Annotated in this window: 13 protein-coding genes and 2 pseudogenes; 3 read left to right on the top strand and 12 right to left on the bottom strand. The window is 70.1% G+C overall.

Annotated elements, in window-relative coordinates; translation table 11 throughout:
* Positions 1–155: 155 nt before the first annotated feature.
* From AMK22_RS24445 to AMK22_RS24430, 3 genes are all read right to left on the bottom strand, one after another.
* A complete protein-coding gene (locus tag AMK22_RS24445) occupies positions 156–2,603 on the bottom strand; it encodes a sodium-translocating pyrophosphatase (protein WP_073788308.1) in 2,448 nt (815 codons plus the stop codon).
* 309 nt (positions 2,604–2,912) lie between these two features.
* Positions 2,913–3,374: an ATP-binding protein gene (locus AMK22_RS24440; protein WP_073788307.1), complete on the bottom strand. Its 462-nt coding sequence runs from the start codon at positions 3,372–3,374 to the stop codon at positions 2,913–2,915.
* 858 nt (positions 3,375–4,232) lie between these two features.
* Positions 4,233–4,586 carry an STAS domain-containing protein gene (locus AMK22_RS24430; protein ID WP_003967428.1) on the bottom strand — a complete coding sequence of 118 codons (354 nt, stop codon included), beginning with the start codon at positions 4,584–4,586 and terminating at the stop codon, positions 4,233–4,235.
* A 78-nt stretch (positions 4,587–4,664) separates the two neighbouring features.
* Between AMK22_RS24430 and AMK22_RS24425 the strand changes: the two genes are divergently transcribed.
* A complete protein-coding gene (locus AMK22_RS24425; RefSeq protein ID WP_242434118.1) occupies positions 4,665–7,319 on the top strand; it encodes a DEAD/DEAH box helicase in 2,655 nt (884 codons plus the stop codon).
* A 40-nt stretch (positions 7,320–7,359) separates the two neighbouring features.
* Here the strand turns inward: AMK22_RS24425 and AMK22_RS41165 are convergent.
* The 7 genes and pseudogenes from AMK22_RS41165 to ssd form a co-directional block, all read right to left on the bottom strand.
* Positions 7,360–7,581: pseudogene (locus AMK22_RS41165) on the bottom strand (Rv3654c family TadE-like protein); the annotation flags it as partial.
* A gap of 296 nt (positions 7,582–7,877) precedes the next feature.
* Positions 7,878–8,312 carry a TadE family type IV pilus minor pilin gene (locus tag AMK22_RS24415; protein WP_073788305.1) on the bottom strand — a complete coding sequence of 145 codons (435 nt, stop codon included), beginning with the start codon at positions 8,310–8,312 and terminating at the stop codon, positions 7,878–7,880.
* The gene (locus tag AMK22_RS24410; protein ID WP_199883307.1) at positions 8,299–8,499 is read right to left on the bottom strand and encodes a DUF4244 domain-containing protein; all 201 of its coding nucleotides are present in this window, start codon (positions 8,497–8,499) and stop codon (positions 8,299–8,301) included. Before AMK22_RS24410 ends, AMK22_RS24415 begins: the two co-directional genes overlap by 14 nt.
* A gap of 110 nt (positions 8,500–8,609) precedes the next feature.
* Positions 8,610–9,404, bottom strand: a complete 795-nt coding sequence (locus AMK22_RS24405; protein WP_073788303.1) for a type II secretion system F family protein — start codon at positions 9,402–9,404, stop codon at positions 8,610–8,612.
* Entirely contained in the window at positions 9,401–10,213 is an 813-nt protein-coding gene (locus AMK22_RS24400) for a type II secretion system F family protein (RefSeq protein WP_079186378.1), read from the bottom strand. The genes AMK22_RS24405 and AMK22_RS24400 overlap by 4 nt, the downstream gene beginning before the upstream one ends.
* A gap of 62 nt (positions 10,214–10,275) precedes the next feature.
* Positions 10,276–11,424: a TadA family conjugal transfer-associated ATPase gene (locus AMK22_RS24395; RefSeq protein WP_073788301.1), complete on the bottom strand. Its 1,149-nt coding sequence runs from the start codon at positions 11,422–11,424 to the stop codon at positions 10,276–10,278.
* The gene (ssd, locus tag AMK22_RS24390) at positions 11,421–12,548 is read right to left on the bottom strand and encodes a septum site-determining protein Ssd (protein WP_079186370.1); all 1,128 of its coding nucleotides are present in this window, start codon (positions 12,546–12,548) and stop codon (positions 11,421–11,423) included. Before ssd ends, AMK22_RS24395 begins: the two co-directional genes overlap by 4 nt.
* A 502-nt stretch (positions 12,549–13,050) precedes the next feature.
* Here ssd and AMK22_RS24385 point away from each other — a divergent pair.
* Positions 13,051–13,890, top strand: coding sequence for an HAD family hydrolase (locus AMK22_RS24385; protein WP_073788300.1), 840 nt, complete (start codon positions 13,051–13,053; stop codon positions 13,888–13,890).
* Positions 13,891–14,644: 754 nt separating this feature from the next.
* Here the strand turns inward: AMK22_RS24385 and AMK22_RS24380 are convergent.
* On the bottom strand, positions 14,645–15,469 hold the full coding sequence (locus AMK22_RS24380; protein ID WP_073788299.1) for an oxidoreductase: 825 nt from the start codon (positions 15,467–15,469) through the stop codon (positions 14,645–14,647).
* Between the two features lie 102 nt (positions 15,470–15,571).
* Between AMK22_RS24380 and AMK22_RS24375 the strand changes: the two genes are divergently transcribed.
* On the top strand, positions 15,572–16,567 hold the full coding sequence (locus tag AMK22_RS24375; RefSeq protein ID WP_073788329.1) for an ATP-binding protein: 996 nt from the start codon (positions 15,572–15,574) through the stop codon (positions 16,565–16,567).
* 189 nt (positions 16,568–16,756) lie between these two features.
* Here the strand turns inward: AMK22_RS24375 and AMK22_RS37680 are convergent.
* Positions 16,757–17,770: pseudogene (locus AMK22_RS37680) on the bottom strand (hypothetical protein).
* Between the last annotated feature and the right edge of the window lie 204 nt (positions 17,771–17,974).

Here is a 17,974-nt window from a genome sequence, read left to right as displayed (position 1 = left end):
TCCCCCGAGCCGCCATACGGCCGACCGGGCCGACCGGGCCGACCGGGCCGACCGGGCCGACCGACCACGGTTTCCCCGGTGAGCGGCATCGGCCGGGCGGACGGGGCATCAGCCCCCTTCGTCCGCCCGGCCGTTGATCCGCCCCTCTCACCGCCTCACGACACGGCCGCCCGGCCAGGACGGGCGTGGCTGCCGCCACCCCCGTCCCCGTCCTCGGGCTCCTCCGCATCCCCGACGGCGATCCCGCGCCGCTTGGAGACGTAGACCGCGTACACGATGACGACGATGGCGAGCGCCGCCACCACCGCCCGGACCGCGGGGCTGGCGTCCTGCCCATAACTGAACTGCACCACCGCCGGGGCGATGAGCAGCGCGACCAGGTTCATCACCTTCAGCAGGGGGTTGATGGCCGGTCCCGCGGTGTCCTTGAACGGGTCGCCGACCGTGTCACCGATGATGGTCGCGGCATGGGCCTCACTGCCCTTGCCGCCGTGCCGGCCGTCCTCGACGAGCTTCTTGGCGTTGTCCCAGGCACCACCGGAGTTGGCGAGGAACACTGCCATCAGCGTCCCCGCGCCGATGGCGCCCGCGAGGTATGAGCCGAGCGCCCCGACGCCGAGGGTGAACCCGACGGCGATCGGCGCCAGCACGGCGAGCAGGCCGGGCGTGGCGAGCTCGCGCAGCGCGTCCTTCGTACAGATGTCGACGACACGTCCGTACTCCGGCTTCTCGCTGCGGTCCATGATCCCGGGATGCTCGCGGAACTGCCGCCGCACCTCGTGGACCACGGCCCCGGCGGACCTGGACACCGCGTTGATCGCCAGTCCGGAGAAGAGGAAGACGACCGCGGCGCCCAGCATCAGGCCCACCAGGTTGTTGGGCTGCGAGATGTCCAGGCTGAGGGACATCGCCCCGGCCCCGGCCCCCACGCCTTCGACTGCCCCGGCGATCGCGTCGCGGTACGAGCCGAACAGCGCCGACGCCGCCAGGACCGCGGTGGCGATGGCGATGCCCTTGGTGATGGCCTTCGTCGTGTTGCCGACGGCGTCCAGGTCGGTGAGGACCTGTGCGCCCGCGCCCGTGACATCGCCGGACATCTCCGCGATGCCCTGCGCGTTGTCGGAGACCGGTCCGAATGTGTCCATGGCCACGATGACCCCGACGGTCGTGAGCAGACCCGTCCCCGCCAGGGCCACCGCGAACAGCGCCAGCATGATCGACATTCCGCCGAGCAGGAACGCCCCGTAGACGCCCAGGCCGATCAGCAGCGCCGCGTAGACGGCGGACTCCAGTCCGATGGAGACGCCCGCGAGCACGACGGTGGCCGGGCCGGTCAGCGAGGACTTGCCGATGTCCCTGACCGGGCGCCGGCTCGTCTCGGTGAAGTAGCCGGTCAGCTGCTGGATCAGGGCGGCCAGCACGATCCCGATGGCGACGGCGACCAGGGCGAAGATCCGCGGATCCCCGTCGCGCGAGGTGATGGCGGTGTCGGTGACGCCGTCCAGCTCCGCGTACGAGGACGGCAGGTAGGCGAAGACGCCCGCGGCCACCAGCGCCAGCGAGATCACGGCGGAGACGAAGAAGCCGCGGTTGATGGCCGTCATTCCGCTGCGGTCCGCGCGCCGCGGGGCGACCGCGAAGATCCCGATCATCGCGGTGACCACGCCGATCGCCGGAACGATCAGCGGGAAGGCCAGCCCGAAGTCCCCGAAGGCGGCCTTCCCGAGGATGAGCGCGGCCACGAGCGTCACGGCGTACGACTCGAAGAGGTCGGCCGCCATGCCCGCGCAGTCGCCGACGTTGTCGCCCACGTTGTCGGCGATCGTGGCGGCGTTGCGCGGGTCGTCCTCCGGGATCCCCTGCTCGACCTTGCCGACGAGGTCGGCACCGACGTCCGCGGCCTTCGTGAAGATGCCGCCACCGACCCTCATGAACATGGCGATGAGCGCAGCACCGAGCCCGAAGCCCTCCAGCACCTTCGGAGCGTCCGCGGCGTAGACGAGTACGACGCAGGAGGCCCCGAGCAGCCCGAGCCCCACGGTGATCATGCCGACCACACCACCCGTACGAAAAGCGATCTTCATCGCCTTGTGCGAGACGGCGGTGAGGTCCTTTTCCGGTTCACCTTCTTCCGGAGTCGCCTCACGCGCAGCGGCAGCCACACGGACATTGCTGCGCACGGCGAGCCGCATGCCGATGTATCCGGTGGTCGCCGAGAAAAGCGCGCCCACCAGAAAGAAGAGTGAGCGACCCGCACGCTGCGACCAGTTGTCGGCCGGGAGCAGAAGAAGCAGGAAGAAGACCACGACCGCGAAGACGCCGACGGTACGCAACTGTCGGGCCAGGTAGGCATTCGCGCCTTCCTGAACGGCGGCCGCGATCTCCTTCATCCGGTCGGTCCCCTCGCCCGCCGCCAGCACCTGGCGCAGCAGCAACCGGGCGACGACCAGCGCGGCAATGGCCACGACCGCGACGACGACCACGATGACGCGATTGTCATCGGTGAGCACCGCGGCCGCGAGGGAAGACGGCCGGTCCGAACGTGCGGAAAGTGCGGAATCTTGCGCCAGTCCTGCCAGTGGGGTGTTGAAGATCTCCGCCATACGTCCTCCTTGACGCTCAGCGCTCAAGACGTGGACGAATTGTAAGGAGAACGGACCGAGCAAAACAGTGCACTGCAAATGTAATTGACGTTCACGACCTGATCGATAAATGATCGGGCCGCAGATCACTCCGAATGCAGTAATGCGACAGAACCATTTTCCGCGGACCACCGATCACGCAGAAATGAAAAAGGCCCCGCTCAGCAGTGCTCAGCGGGGCCATGAGGCGGATCAAGGAATCGGCAGGACCGGAACTCGGGAGCCGTCATGGGCAGCGGGCCGCCGACCATGACGGCTGCGGCGCCCGTCTCAGGGAAGCGCCGGCGCGGGCATCCTGGGCCAGGTCATACGGATCACTCCGCCGTTGATCCCGGATCTGACCTCCATGTCGTCGACGAGGCCGCTGATGACCGCGAGACCCATCTCGTCCTCGCCGTCGGCCTCGGTGCCGGGCTCCGGCTCGTCGAGGCCCGCACCGCGGACCCCGGGGCCCGCGCCGGGAGCGGGCTCCGCACCCGGTCCGGGCACCTCGTCCCCGACCTCGATGGAGAAGGACTTCTCCTCCTCGGTCAGAGCGACGGAGACGGGAGCGGTGATGCCATGACTGCGATGCAGCCCCACGGCGCGGCTGCAGGCTTCACCGACGGCGAGTCGGACCTCGTCGAGCACGGCTTCATCGACGCCTGCGCGGCGCGCCACGGCGGCGGCCACGAGGCGCGCCGTCCTGACGTGTTCGGGCTGGGCGCTGAAGCGGAGTTCAACAGTGGCCATGTGATCCCCCTCAGACGTACGGGCGTGCACTCCGGGAGCCCGGGCACGCTGCCCGCCGCTCCGGCTCTTCTTCCGGTATTCCTCTGGTCTTCATCTCGGCCATCGCCGGGTCGGCCTCCAGCCTGCCAGTCGCTGGTCCCGCGCCCGCCCGTTCCGTGCTCATTTCCGCGTCCAGTTCCTTCGTCCGGCTCCTTGCCCGCGGCTTCGTACGGAACCCGCCACGGGCCGTCACGGATCCCGCCCCGGACCATCCCGTCCTGTGGACGAGCCCATCGGCCGAAGGGCCCGTCGTCGGCCACCGGACGTCCGCCACGGCCGACGTGCAACCGCCGACCGCACGGGAGACCCGGCCCGCGGCACCGATCGACCGGCGATCAGCCTGTCAGCCGACCGACGAACGGTCCGAGGCGCACATTCCACGCGGAACGGCCGACCGGCGACCTCCCGATCAGTCGGATGGCCCATCGGAGGCATGCCATCCGGGCCCTCGCCGGTCAACCACCCCACCGAACGCCCGGCACCCGGCCGGCCGACCGGCGGATGTCCGCCGACCGGTCGGCAGGTTTCCGGCCAGTCGGCAGGTTTCCGGCCAGTCGTGACACCCGGTCGCTCGGGACCGGACGCGACGCTCCGGTCGACGTGCCCAACGCTCGACATGCCCGAGCAGGCGGCCGGACACGTGCCGACCCACGCCGACAGACGGCCGCCGGACGCATTCGCTCCGCACGGCCGCGTACCGGACCGGCTGCTGTCGGCCGATCCGGTCACTGGAGCGCATGCGGAACTCGACGGACCGTCGCCGCCCCGACGTATCGGGGCGGACCGGACCATCAGTCCGTATCGGGGCGGGCCGGACCGTCAGTCGGTGGCCGCGACCGCCTCGTCGACCGTGGTGTGAATCGGGAACACCTTGGTCAGACCGGTGATCCGGAAGATCTTGAGAATGCGCTCCTGGTTGCACACCAGGCGCAGCGAGCCCTCGTGGGCCCGGACACGCTTCAGGCCGCCCACGAGCACGCCGAGACCGGTGGAATCGAGGAAGTCCACGCCTTCCATGTCGACAACCAGGTGGTAGCTGCCGTCATTCACCAACTCGACCAACTGCTCGCGCAGCTTGGGCGCGGTATACACATCAATCTCGCCACCGACCTCGACGACCGTACGGTCGCCACCAGGGCCGGACACATTGCGAGTCGACAAGGACAGGTCCACGGATCCTCCAGCACCTTGCTATCGAGCGGTCGCCCCTCGGTCTCCCCGGCGGAGCCAGGGGACGGATCGCCAGCCGCGATGGCATTCAATCACTTACCAGCAGCCATGCACGACGCCTTGGGACCATTGTCCGTCACGCCAGTGACACACTCTGTGCCGATGGCCAAGAATCACCGCCCCAGTCGACCGCCCGGGAACACGGACTCCGGCCCCTCTCCCGCCATGGTCCTCGACCGGCTCGCCGCAGCGGCGGGCCGGTCCGCGCGCATCACTCATACGGAGCACTTGCCCCCGCGTACGGGAACCCATGCCATCTGGCCCGATCGCATCCGTCCAGAAGTGATCGCCGCGATCCAGCGGGCCGGCATCGACCACCCCTGGGTACATCAGGCGGTGGCCGCCGAGCACGCTCTGGACGGCGATTCCGTGATCATCGCCACGGGGACGGCGTCCGGGAAGTCGCTGGCCTACCTCGCCCCGGTGCTCTCCGCCCTGCTCGACGGTTCTGAGGCCCCGAACGGCCGAGGCGCGACCGCCCTGTACCTCGCCCCCACCAAGGCCCTGGCCGCCGATCAGCGGCGCGCCGTGAAGGAACTCGCAGCGCCCCTCGGCAACGCCATCAGGCCCGCGGTGTACGACGGCGACACTCCGGTCGAAGAACGCGAATGGGTGCGCCAGTACGCCAATCACGTCCTGACCAATCCCGACATGCTGCACCGCGGGATACTCCCCTCCCACCCTCGTTGGTCCTCCTTCCTGCGCGCTCTGCGCTACGTCGTCATCGACGAGTGCCACACCTACCGGGGCGTCTTCGGCTCCCACGTCGCCCAGGTCGTACGGCGGCTGCGCCGCCTGTGCGCCCGCTACGGGGCGGATCCGGTCTTCCTCCTCGCCTCGGCCACCGCCGCCGAACCGGCCGTCGCGGCGGGCCGCCTCACCGGGCTCCCCGTCAAGGAGGTCTCCGACGACTCCTCGCCCCGCGGCGAACTGGTCTTCGCCCTGTGGGAGCCGCCCCTGACCGAACTGCACGGCGAGAAGGGCGCGCCGGTGCGCCGTACCGCCACCGCCGAGGCCGCCGACCTCCTCACCGACCTCACCGTCCAGGGCGTCCGCTCGGTCGCCTTCGTACGCTCCCGCCGCGGCGCCGAACTGATCTCCGTCATCGCCAAGGAACGCCTCGCCGAGGTGGACCGCTCCCTGCCGGCCCGGGTCGCCGCCTACCGGGGCGGGTACCTCCCCGAGGAGCGCCGCACACTGGAACGTGCCTTGCACTCCGGCCGGCTCCTCGGTCTGGCCGCCACCACCGCCCTGGAGCTCGGAGTCGACGTCTCCGGCCTGGACGCCGTCGTCATCGCCGGCTACCCCGGCACCAGGGCGTCGCTGTGGCAGCAGGCCGGGCGCGCCGGACGTTCCGGCCGTGGTGCCCTGGCCGTGCTGGTGGCCCGCGACGACCCGCTGGACACCTTCCTCGTCCACCATCCCGAGGCGCTGTTCCGGCAGCCCGTGGAATCGACCGTCCTGGACCCGGACAATCCGTACGTCCTCGCCCCGCACCTCTGCGCCGCCGCCGCGGAGCTCCCGCTGACCGAACCGGATCTGGAACTCTTCGGTCCGGCCGCCGCCGGTCTGCTGCCGCAACTGGAGGCCGCGAAGCTCCTGCGCCGACGGGCATCGGGCTGGCACTGGACCCGTCGTGAACGCGCCGCCGATCTCACCGACATCCGGGGCGAGGGCGGCCGTCCCGTCCAGATCGTCGAGGAGGGCACCGGTCGGCTGCTGGGCACGGTCGACAAGGCCGCCGCGCACACCGCCGTCCACGAAGGTGCCGTCCATCTCCACCAGGGCCGCGCCTATCTCGTCCGGAAGCTGGATCTGGAGGACTCGGTGGCCCTGGTCGAGGAGGCGGCACCGCCGTACTCGACGACCGCCCGCGACACCACCTCCATCGCCGTCCTGGAAACCGACACCGAGATCCCATGGGGCGATGGGCGGCTCTGCTACGGATCCGTGGAAGTCACCAACCAGGTCGTCTCCTTCCTGCGCCGCAAACTGATCACCGGCGAGGTGCTCGGCGAGACCAAACTGGACCTGCCACCCCGCACCCTGCGCACCCGCGCCGTGTGGTGGACGGTCACCGAGGACCAGCTCGATGCCGCCCGCATCAACCCGGAGATCCTCGGCGGCGCCCTGCACGCCGCCGAGCACGCCTCCATCGGGATGCTGCCGCTCTTCGCCACCTGTGACCGGTGGGACATCGGCGGTGTCTCCGTGCCATTGCACCCGGATACCCTGCTGCCCACGGTCTTCGTGTACGACGGCCACCCGGGCGGCGCCGGATTCGCCGAACGGGCCTTCCACACCGCCCGTGCCTGGCTGACCGCGACCCGCGAGGCCATCGCGTCCTGCGAATGCGAGGCGGGCTGCCCTTCCTGCATCCAGTCCCCCAAGTGCGGCAACGGCAACGATCCGCTGCACAAACGCGGTGCCGTACGCCTCCTCAGCGAACTCCTCCGGTCCGCTCCACCGGAACCCGAGGAACCGGGTCCCCTGGCACTGCCGAATCCCCCAGCATCACCGGCGGCCGCAGACTCGGAGACGGCAGATCCGGAGGCGATGGACCCAGAGGTGGCGGAGCCGGAGTCGGCAGCGCCGTTGATCCGGGAGGAACCGTCGGAAGCGACGTCGATGCCGGAGGCCCGGGAGGAGCCGCCGGAGGGCCGGCCCGGGACCTGACCTCCGGTTCGTACGGCCCAAAACCCGCCCGGGCCGTAACGTCGACAATCTCCCCCCGCACCGTGCACCGCACCACCGTCGCCCCCTGCGCCGCGGCCACCCTCTCGGCCGCCCCGCACGCCTGCTCGGCCCCTCGCAGGGCCCGGTCGGCGGCTGCCAGGGCCGCGAGGTCCGCCGCTCCCCCGGCCCGGTGCTTGACGACCACTACCTGTCCGAGCGCCAGCACGACAGCGAACACCGCGCACAGGGTCGTGGCCGTCATCGCCACCCACACCGTCGCCAGCCCGTCGTCCGGACCCGCCCGCCTCCGGGCCCTTCCTCGTTCCGGAGCCCCGATCCGGGCCGGAACGAATTCGCGGCCCCGGACCGTTTCATGCCCCCGGACCGATCCGCAGCCCCGGCCCCCTGCACCGTCCGGGCCCGGATCGCAGTCGGGCTCGTACCGAGGCCCGGCCCCGGGCCCAGGCCCGAGCCCGGGACCTTCAGTCCCATGAGGGCTCGGCCCGTCGGCAACGGCCTTCCGTTCTCTCCCTTCCCCGGTCACGACGCCTCCGCCGGTCATGACCCCACCCCCACCGTGTCCTCGGCCAGCGCCGCCGCCTCCGCGTGAAGTGTCAGGGCCAGCGGGCCGAGGCCGGGCGTCGGCGCCGCCACCCGTACCCGCCACAACTCGCCGGTCCGTTCCATCGAGACCTCGGCTCCACCGGGTGCTGCCGTACGGGCAGCCTCCAACGCCTGGGCCTCCGGTTCCGAGCGGGCCGCCGCCCGCGCCCCGGCCCTGGCCGCGTCCACGCACCGGATCTGGGCCGCGGCGGCCATCAACGCCCAGACCAGCGACAGGGCAAATACCACCAGCACCGGAATCGCCATGGCCGCTTCCGCCGTAACCGCACCCCGGTCCTCGTTCCTTCCCCCGCCCCCGCCCCCGCCCCCACCGACGGTTCTGGGACGGCCCTTCTGCGCTGCGCCGCGGCCATCCCTAGAACTTCGCATCGAGCGCGTCCTTCAACAGTGACTGCAGCGCGGACATGACCGGTTGGCTGGTGACCACCTTGTAGAGCACCGCCGCAAACGCACAGGCAGCGATCGTCCCCACCGCGTACTCGGATGTCGTCATTCCGTCGTCCGACCGGATCCGACGCATCAGACCCCGCACCCAGCCACTGATTCGCTGTGCCATTCCAACCCCCACAACATGCATGGTTCACACGGATATCCATTGGTTCGAATTGATTCACGCCGGTTTCGCGTCGATTCACACAGAATCGGAAGACCACGGACCGCTCTATGTCAGTCGGTGTGCAGCAGACCGGTCGCCAGACCGATCACCACCGGCGCCACCCCGACGGACAGGAAGGCGGGAAGGAAACAGAGCCCCACCGGCGCGGTGATCAGCACACCCGCCCGCTGCGCACGCGCCACCGCCGTGCTCGCCCGCTCCGCCCGCATCGCCTCGGCCAGTCGCGCCACCGGTTCCGCTGCCGGGGCCCCGGTCGACCCCGCCCGGTCCAGGCATCGGGACAGGGCGCGTGCACCGGGTATCTCGCCGAACCTCCCCCAGGCCGCTGTGGGGTCACCGCCCAGCCGGATCTCCGCGGCGGTCCGCGCCAATCGCACGCCCACCGGGCCGCCCAGCGACTCCCCCACGGCCTCCGCCGCCTCCCTCGGCCCAGCACCAGCAGAGATGCAGGCGGCCAAGAGATCTGCCGCGAGCGGAAGTTGACGCACCACCTCCGCCGCCTCCGCAGCGTCCGGTTCCGTTTTCCGGCAGCGCTGCTTCCGTTGCCACAGCCATGCGCCGTACGCTGCCACCAGGCCGGCCATGCACCCAGACAGGCCACCCACCAGGACCGCGCCCGCCACAGCAACGCCCACCGGCGCCATCCACTCCTTCACCCGGACACCGGGCACCATCCGCCCGCTTCCGCGCGGTTCCGGGCCGGTCCCGAACAGCAGCGCACCTCGACGGCGTCCCTCACGCCTCCGTCGCCGCCCCACCAGGGCAAGTGCCAGACACACGGCCGTACCCACACCAGCCGACACGACCGCCACCCCGTAGGCGACTCCACCGATCACCACACTCATGCCGTCTCCGCCGCCCTTACGATCCGAGCGGCCCAGCAGAGCCCGGCCACCTCCAGTGACGCACCCGCGGCCAGGCAAGCCAACCCGGCCGGAGTGTGGAGCAGCACCTGCAACGGTTCGGCCCCCAGCGCAGCCCCCAGCCCCAGTCCCAGCACCGGCAACAGCGCCAGTACGGTCACCGTCGACCAAGCCCCAGCCAATTGGGCCCGCAACTCCTCCCGTCTGCGCCGCTCCGCGCGCAAAGCGCCCTCCAACCGGTCTAGACCCGCCGCGAGACCCGCACCTCCGTCCACCGCCACGCGCCAGCAGGCCGCCACCCCGGCAAGCCCGTCCAGCCCCGGCACCCGGGCCGCCTGACCGAGTGCCGTCGGCACGTCCCCGCCGAATCGCGCGGCAGCGGACACACCGGCCTCCGCCGCCCCCAGCACCCCGGCCCCTCGCACCGCGACGAGCAACGCCCTTCCCGGCTCGTGCCCGGCCCGCAACTCGCCCGCGACACCACCGCACAACGCGACCACCCCGTCGGCCCCGCGTTCCCGCTCACGCCGCAGAGCCCGTCGTCGCAGCCACCGCCGCGCCAACGGAACCGCCACCACTCCGGCCGGCACCGGAAGCACGGACCGCCCCAGCACGGCGACGATCAGCGCCACCAAGAGGCATAACCACTCCTGCCGCTCCCGCGTCCGCTTCCGGAGCCGGACCCAGGTCCGTTCCCCCCAATGGCGCAACGGCGACTCCACCACGTCGGCAAACAGCACCCGGACCCTGCGTCGCCCCCGGCCCCGCACCACCAGTGACCAGACCACCATCGCGAGGCACAGCACCGCCGCGCAGTTCGCGCCGGGTGACAGCCCCGCCGCCACGCCTCCGCTCACAGCGCACCTCCGATCAGCGACCGCAGCCGCTCCCAGCCCCGCTCCCGGACGAATCCGTCGGTGCCCCAGCGCAGTGCCGGCTCGGTCACAACCAGCCCGGACGTGTTCCTGTCCAGGACGTGCACCTCCGCGATCCGCCGCTTTCCGGTCCGGTCCCGCACGAGGTGGACGACCACCGACAGTGCCGCCGCCAACTGGCTGTGCAGAGCTGTCCGGTCCAGCCCCGCCGCCGTTCCCAGCGCCTCGAGACGGGCCGGGACGTGCTCGGCGGCATTCGCGTGAACCGTCCCGCAACCGCCTTCGTGCCCGGTGTTCAGTGCTGCCAGCAATTCCGAGACCTCGGCACCCCTCACTTCTCCGACCACCAACCGGTCGGGCCTCATGCGCAGCGCCTGCCGTACCAGGTCGCGGAGGGTCACCCGCCCCGCTCCCTCCTGGTTGGCGGGGCGGGACTCCAGGCGCACCACGTGCGGATGGTCCGGCCGCAACTCCGCCGAGTCCTCGGCGAGCACGATCCGTTCCCGTTCCCCGACCGCCCCCAGCAGGCTCGACAGGAGCGTCGTCTTCCCGGCGCCGGTCCCACCGCTGATCAGATACGAGACTCGGGCCTCGACCAGTGCCCTCAACACCCGATCACCGCCCGGCGGCACGGTCCCGGCCTCGACCATCTCCATCAGTGAGAACGCCCTGGGCCTCACCACACGCAGTGACAGACACGTCGAGCCGACGGACACAGGCGGCAGAACGGCGTGCATGCGGGTGCCGTCCGGCAGTCTGGCATCCACCCAGGGCCGGGCGTCATCCAGCCGTCTCCCCGCCACGGCAGCCAGCCGCTGCGCCAGCCTGCGCACCGCGGCGGCATCCCGGAACGTCACCCCGGTGAGTTCGAGACCACTGCCCCGGTCCACCCACACCCGGTCCGGTGCGGAGACGAGTACGTCCGTCACCGCCGAGTCGGCAAGAAGCGGCTCCAGCGCCCCGGTCCCGACCAGTTCGCCCCGCAACTCGTCGGCCGCGCAGAGGACTTCGGCATCCCCGAGCAACCGCCCCTGGGCCCGCAACGCGGCCGCCACGCCCGCAGGCGTCGGCGCGGCGCCGCTCTGAGCCAGCCGTTGCCGTACGGCGTCGAGCAGCGTCTCGGTCATGACGCGCCTCCCGCGCCGAGTCCCGCCACGCCGTCCGGAACGGAAGCCCGCTCCCAGAACGCCGCACAGAACCTGGCCAGCGGATCGCGCGGACTGCCACCGGGAGGCGCGCCGGTCTCCTGCGCCGCCGACAGCCCCGCGTCGAGCGGGAGTTCACCGGCGAGCGGCAGCCCCAGCGCCTGCGCCACCCACCGCTCGTCGAGCCCCGCCGCATAGGGGCCGCGGGCCACCACCCGCAGGTCGTCCAGGATCATCCCGACCGTCGATGCCACCCGCTTGGCCGCCGCGACCGCGCGGAGCTCTCCGGGCACCACCAGCAGCCCGAGGTCCAGCTGGCCGAGCGCCTCGGCCACCGACTCGTCGACCCGGCGCGGCAGATCCACGACCACCACACCGTCGAGCCTGCGCGCCGCCGCCAGGACCGCCCGCATGGCCGGCGGCGGAATGACCACACAGTCGTCACGGCCCCAGCTGAGCACCCGCAACCCATGCAGCGCCGGCAGCGACTCCTCCAGCGCACCGGCGCCGACCCTCCCCTTGGAATGGGCGAAATCCGGCCATCGCATGCCCTCGACTCGCTCGCCGCCGAGCAGCACATCGATGCCTCCGCCGAGCGGGTCGCCGTCGATCAGCATGGATCGCCGCCCCGCCCTGGCCGCGGTCACCGCGAGGGCACAGGCCAGTGTGGAGGCCCCGGAACCTCCCCGGCCGCCGATCACCCCGACGGTGAGCGCGGGCCGGCCGACACCTTCCGCCGCGTTGGCGATCTGGTCGACGAGCCACCCTTCCGATTCGGGCAGCCTCAGCACGTACTCGGCACCGATCTCCACGGCATTGCGCCAGACGTCCGGCGCATCCTCGTCCCTCCCGACGAGCATCACCCCGCGCCTGCGCCCGGCCCCGCGGCACCTTCGCGCGGCGTCGTCCCCCACGAGAACCATCGGGGCCTGTTCCCAGCTGCCCCTGCGCTCGGGCAACGAGTGATGAACTTCCGGTTCCGCTCCGGCAGCGGCACACAGCCGCAGCAGATCATCGAGGAGTTCCACGTCCTCGGTCACGATCAACGGTCCACCCCGCCGCGCTCCGGCGACCGGCAGACGATCCCGAGCGATGGATTCAGCCACGATCTCCGCCCCCTTCTCACTGCACGTTCATCGCGGGTTCGCAACGTTCTCGGGAGTCTCCGAGATCAGCGATTCCGCAACCCGCGGACTTCGCGGCTGGAATCACCGTGCAACGCTTCCGGAAATCTTGTGGATCTTGCTCAAAAACTGTGGACAACTCCGCCCCTGTGAATAACTCCGTCACCCATACCGATGGCATCCGGAGAGCAGCCCTTCCGTCACCGACCGTGACGGATCAAGATGAAGGAGACGGAGACGGAAGCGAACCGGCACCCCCGAAATGGAGGCAGAATGCTTGATTCCGCGCGGCAGAAACGTGCCCGGACATGCGACGACCCCCGCCGGGGGGGAGAGCGGGGGTCGTCCCCACGGCCGACTCGGGGGGGGGGAGGAGCCGGACCGGGTTAGCACGGTCGCGAACGATCCGTGACTTCCATGGTGTACCCGAGAGCCTTCTCAGGCAAACCCACACGCCGCAGTTTACGCCGAATGGTGGGCCCCTATGCTCTGCGTTGTGGAAAACCGCTTCTTGCCGCGCACAGCAGCCTTCTTCGACCTGGACAAGACGGTCATTGCGAAGTCTTCGACGCTGACCTTCAGCAAGTCCTTCTACCATGGCGGACTGATCAACCGCCGCGCCGTACTGCGCACTGCGTACGCACAGTTCGTGTTCCTTGCCGGAGGTGCAGATCACGACCAGATGGAACGGATGCGGGAATATCTCTCCGCGCTATGCAAGGGCTGGAACGTCCAGCAAGTGAAGGAAATCGTCGCCGAGACCCTGCACGACCTGATCGACCCGATCATCTACGACGAGGCGGCAACGCTCATCGAGGAGCACCACACCGCCGGACGCGATGTGGTGATCGTCTCCACCTCGGGCGCGGAGGTCGTCGAACCGATCGGTGAGCTGCTCGGTGCCGACCGGGTCGTCGCCACCCGGATGGTCGTCGGCGACGACGGCTGCTTCACCGGAGAAGTCGAGTACTACGCCTACGGACCGACGAAGGCCGAGGCGATCAAGGCGCTCGCGGTGTCGGAGGGGTACGACCTCTCGCGCTGCTACGCCTACAGCGACTCCGCGACGGACGTACCGATGCTGGAGTCCGTCGGGCACCCCCACGCGGTGAATCCGGACCGCGCCCTGCGCCGCGAAGCGACCCTTCGCGAGTGGCCGATTCTCATCTTCGACCGCCCGGTCCGCCTCAAGCAACGACTGCCCGCCTTCACCATGCCGCCGCGTCCGGCGCTGGTCGCGGCGGCGGCAGTGGGCGCCGCCGCTGTCACGGCGGGACTGGTCTGGTACACCTCCCGTCGCCGAAGCACCACGACCTCCCTCTGACAGCGGCGCGAGGGCCTGCCAGTCGGCGCGACGTCCCTCGCGAACCGCCGCCAACAGAACAACCGAACGCCTCGGGACCGGACACCACGGGGCCGGGCGGCGCCACCTCACCAACCCCGCTCAGGCGGCCGCCCGGCCCTCCCGTTCCTCGCAACCCGCGGGCGGCCGAATCGGCCGCCCGCGCACGCCGATTCACGCACCGAGTCAGGCCCGATCCACCGGTCCGACCGGTATGCGCAACTCGCCCGTAATTGAACCCAAAAGTAAAGAAGTGTGGCCGCCACTACCGCTCACCTCGGCTCTGGAGTACAAAGGACTCAACGGCCCGCGAGACCAAGGACATCCGAAAGGATTACCTGTAACGCACAGAAGGCCCCACGGACCGAGCATGAAAACCGAGTACCCACGCGACGTCGACCCGTCGATTACGGGCCAGCCGCACCAGGAATCGGGCAAGGGCGCCGACCTGATGGGCATATATCGAGGACGCTTGGTAACTGGGTAGACATGCCAGCGGCGGTACCGAGGACGGTGCCGCCGCAACCCTTTTGCAGCGGGCGCGCTCCTCGCCCGACGAACCGCTCCCCACCCGCGGACGACCGGCACGCCCCGCCCGGGGGTGGCGCCACGGCCGCGATACCACCCGCCGTGACCCGACCCGGGGACGATGCTCCGCCCCTCCCCGTATCAGCGCGTTCGTTCGCCGGTCCGGCTCCTCGGAACCGTCACCGTGCCGCGCGGATCCGCCGTCGGGTCACGCGGCCCCGCGCTGCAGCGCCTCGCAGACTGCCGTCGTTTCTCTGACGCCGAGTTCCACGGCTTTTCCGCAGTGCGCGATCCAGGTCGCCATTCCGGCCGGCGTCCCCGACAGGTACCCCTCGAGCGCCGCCACGTACGCCGCTCGTCCCTGCTCGGCGTACCCCACCTCGGCGGGGCAGATCGACTTGGGGTCAAGCCCGCTCCCGATCAGGACGATCCGCTCAGCGGTCCTGGCGACGAGACCGTTGTACGAGCAGAAGGGACGCAGGGCCAGAAGTTCACCGTGCACAACCGCCGCCGTCACCAGCGCGGGCGCGGCAGTCCCCGAAAGGATCAATGCGGAAAGCCCGTCCAGTCGCCCGGCCACCTCGTCGGCATCGGGCAGCGGCGCTTCGATCAGCGGTTCGTCGACGCGTTCGCCTGCGAGCCGCGGTCGGCCGACTGCGTCCTCGGGCTCCGCCCGTCCGGCCGCGACCAGATGCAACCGCGCCAGCACCCGCAATGGCGACTGCCGCCAGATGGAAAGCAGTTGGCCCGCTTCGGCAGTGAGCCGAAGGGCCGCTCCGACAACACGCGCCTCGTCGTCACCGCTGAAGTCGCTGCGTCGGCGCACCTCCTCCAGATTCCAGTCGGCACCGGACAGCACGGCCGAGCCGCGGGCGCCACGCAGCGCCGCTTCGGCGGTGACCTCGTTGCTGCGGCGCCTCATGATGCGGTGGCCGTAGACCCGGTCCACGGACTTGCGTACGGAGTCCACCGCCTCGGCGACTCCCGGCAGGGCACTCAGAGCGGCGAGCGGATCGGGGGCAGTCGTACTCATAAGTAACGAGGCTACGCGCCAACCACACCGATAACACCCGGGAGTGGGCTTCTTCACGAGGAGTGACAGCGGACCGCTGTCATGGCACTACCCTAGGTGAACATGAAGATCGCTTTCGTAGGCAAGGGCGGCAGCGGCAAAACCACGCTGTCCTCGCTCTTCATTCGCCACCTCGCAGCCAATGAAGCCCATGTCGTCGCAGTGGACGCCGACATCAACCAACACCTCGGGGCCGCTCTCGGGCTCGACGATCAGGAGGCCGCGGCACTTCCGGCCATGGGAGCCCATCTGCCCCTGATCAAGGAGTACTTGCGCGGCAGCAATCCGCGTATCGCCTCCGCCGGGACGATGATCAAGACGACCCCGCCGGGCGAGGGTTCACGATTGCTGCGGGTCCGCGAGAACAACCCGATCTACGAGGCGTGCGCCCGCACGGTCCGGCTCGACGACGGGGAGATCCGGCTGATGGCCACGGGGCCGTTCACCGAGTCGGATCTGGGAGTGGCCTGCTACCACTCGAAGGTCGGCGCGGTGGAACTCTGCCTCAACCATCTCGTCGACGGCCCCGACGACTACGTCGTCGTCGACATGACGGCGGGATCCGACTCGTTCGCCTCCGGGATGTTCACTCGCTTCGACATGACGTTCCTGGTCGCCGAACCGACCCGGAAGGGTGTCTCGGTCTACCGCCAGTACAAGGAGTACGCACGGGACTTCGGGGTCGCGCTGAGGGTCGTCGGCAACAAGGTCCAGGGCAAGGACGATCTGGAGTACCTCCGCTCCGAGGTCGGCGACGACCTGCTGATCACCGTCGGGCACTCCGACTGGGTCCGGGCGATGGAGAAGGGCCGGCCGGACCGTTTCGAGCAGTTGGAGGCGGAAAACCGGATGGCTCTGCAGGCTCTGCAGAACGCCGCCGACGACTCGTACGGGCAACGCGACTGGGAGCGCTATACCCGCCAGATGGTGCACTTCCATTTGAAGAACGCCGAGAGTTGGGGCAACGAGAAGACAGGCGCCGACCTGGCTGCCCAGGTCGACCCCTCTTTCGTGCTCGACGAGCGGTTCGCACGGGATGATGCCGCGCAGCCCGTCTGATCGGGTCCCGTCCGGCTGCGGACGGGACCGTGAAAATGTGCTTGCGGGGGACGACTCGCCATACTCGGGACGCCACTCGGGTGGATTGCGCCAGGTCGGCACGGCGAGGTCTCGGACATCGGCCGCGGGCTCGGGTGTGCGGCCGATACTCGTACGCAGCCGCCACCCCGCGCAGCCGCCTCGTCATCATCAACGCTCGACGAGCCGGTGTCCGCTCCCATGCACGCTGTCCTCGCCGCCCCGTTCGTCGGCCCCCGGCGCCCTGCCGACATGCGCATTCGTTCCTGCCTCCAGCCTCGATCGCCCGGTGCCTCCGAGGAATTCCGCCCAGCCCTCGGCCGGGGCCTGGCCCACATCGAGCGTGGCGAGTTTCGCCGGCATCGCCGGATCCCGCGCGTCCAGCCAGTCGGCCAGTTGCTGGAAGGAAACGCACCGGACACCTTTCCTCGTGCAGACTTTCGCGATGGTCTGCACGACGGCTCGCATGTACGTACCGCCGTTCCAGGACTCGAAGTGATTGCCGTTGATCAGCGGAGCACGTTTCCGTCGTAGGCACGGTCGAACGCCTCGAGCAGGCCGTCGCGCATCCGATTCCCCCAGCGTTCGCGCCAGGACGGATCTCCCTGGGTCGTGCCGGACTGGTTGAACATGAAGTTGTAGTCCAGGTGCCGACGCCGCCTTCCGGACCGCAGAAGTGCCCATTGAAGTGGCTGCCGATCTCGTTGCCCTCCTCCCAGGCACCTCGTAGCTGAGCGAGGGTGTTCCGGATGCCGTCGGTGTCGTTGAAGCCGATGCCCGAGCTGCCGATGCCGTGCTTCGGCGGGTCGTAGAGTTCCCGCTTCCCTTCCGGCAACATGCACACGCCGCTGAGGAAGTAGGTCATGCTGGCCGGGTACTTCCTGCCCACCTCGCGGAACGCGAGAACAGCTTCTGGCTGCCCTCCCCCGCACCGTCCCAGGAGAACACCACGAACTGCGACGGCTTCTGACGGGACGCCAGGCACTGTGCCACCGGTTGATTCGGCCGACTGTCGGTGAAGGCGGTGGAGCCGTCGCCGATGAGCCGCAACACACTCTTGGGCGCGTACCCCGGAACCTTCTTCGCCACCGTCTTCTTCGCTTGTGCTTCCGGCTTCACGGCGCCGGGCCCGGCGGCTCCGGCCGGCGCGCCTGGTTCGGACGAGCAGCCGGTCACCCCCGCCAGCGCGACAACTGCAGCGCACAGACCACCCCATCCGGCGGCCCGTCTCGTCGCGGCCCCCTCTTCGCGGCTCCCCCTTCGTAGCACCACCCTTCTCGACGCCGCCCTTCTCAGCGCCACCCCCTTTGGCGCCGCACATGCGCTCCATGGCAGCCGGCATCCGCCCAGCGTCCCCCTCGCAGTAAATTTGCACTGAATGTACCCATA

Source organism: Streptomyces sp. CB01580, assembly GCF_001905795.1.
Classification (GTDB): Bacteria; Actinomycetota; Actinomycetes; order Streptomycetales; family Streptomycetaceae; genus Streptomyces.
The sequence above is the reverse complement of the archived record's forward strand: the minus strand, read 5'-3'. Positions and strand labels throughout refer to the sequence as shown.